Raw genomic sequence first — 303 nt, forward strand, 5'->3', positions numbered from 1 at the left:
TGCTTCGTTTATGAGGGAATATTGTTGGAAGCGTTAAACGCGTGCGATGATGTTGGTTCTTCTGTTTCTTCGAATCTTGCTGTTTATGAAAAGTATAGTTTGCTAGTAAATGAAGAAATTAGTGTCGATAATCTAGACAAATTAATAAAAAAAAATAGGATATTTATTAAGATTATTACAGTAATCAGAGCGAATGGGGGATCTTGTTTACTTAATAGTCTGTTTTATAATTATTTGATACAAAGTGGTGTTAGCGAAAAGGAGGCTAGTAGTGTTATGAGGAGTAAAACTATTTTTTGTAAA

The 303-nt window shown here is 31.0% G+C and carries 1 pseudogene; it reads left to right on the top strand.

The annotated features are described in order from the left end of the window. Window positions 1-24 precede the first annotated feature (24 nt). Window positions 25-303, top strand: a pseudogene (locus tag HMPREF3216_RS06575) (hypothetical protein); the annotation flags it as partial.

The organism is Gardnerella vaginalis (genome assembly GCF_001546455.1).
Lineage (GTDB): Bacteria > Actinomycetota > Actinomycetes > Actinomycetales > Bifidobacteriaceae > Bifidobacterium > Bifidobacterium vaginale_B.